This is a genomic window from Nguyenibacter vanlangensis (assembly GCF_013376155.1).
Classification (GTDB): Bacteria; Pseudomonadota; Alphaproteobacteria; order Acetobacterales; family Acetobacteraceae; genus Gluconacetobacter; species Gluconacetobacter vanlangensis.
The window spans coordinates 1-640 of the sequence record NZ_JABXXP010001150.1 but is presented as its reverse complement, the minus strand read 5'-3'; the positions used below and the strand labels follow the sequence as shown (position 1 = coordinate 640).

The window sequence follows — 640 nt, the reverse complement described above, 5'->3', positions numbered from 1 at the left end:
CTGGAGACCGATGCCTCGGGGCGCGGCGTGATTGCCCGGACGAACGGGCGGGCCTTCATCCGCGCCCCCGGCTATCGCGCCGGCACGGCCGACATCGCCGCCCTGCCGCCCGATGGGACGATAGCTCTGACCCCCTTCGTGCCGAAGGCGCTGTATCTGTCCAGCTACGGCATCGGTTCGGCCGCGTTGCGGAACCGGGCGCTGGCGCTGATCGGGCAGTCCGGGCTGAACGCACTGGTCATCGACGTCAAGGGCGATCGCGGCCTGGTCCCCTATCCCAGCCGCATTCCCCTGGCGATCGCCGACGGGGCGCGCCGGATGACGACCATTCCCGACCTGGGTGCCCTGGTGCGCATGCTGCATGCCCGGAACCTGTATGCCATCGCGCGGATCGTCGTCTTCAAGGACCTGCCGCTGGCCTCGGCCCGGCCGGACCTTGCGGTGCGCCTGCCCGATGGCCGCCTGTTTCACGACCGGCAGGGCATGGCCTGGACCGACCCGTCCCAGCCCGCGGTGCGCCAGTACAACATCGCGGTCGCGATCGAGGCCGCGCAGGCCGGGTTTGACGAAATCCAATTCGATTACATCCGTTTTCCCGACGAGGCCGCGCGCACCCGCTTGCCGGGCGCGGCCAGCCAGG

The 640-nt window shown here is 70.5% G+C and carries 1 protein-coding gene; it reads left to right on the top strand.

The window, feature by feature from the left end:
- Nucleotides 1–640, top strand: a 640-nt coding sequence (locus tag HUK84_RS21800; protein WP_218064502.1) for a putative glycoside hydrolase, incomplete at both ends; no start/stop codon positions are given.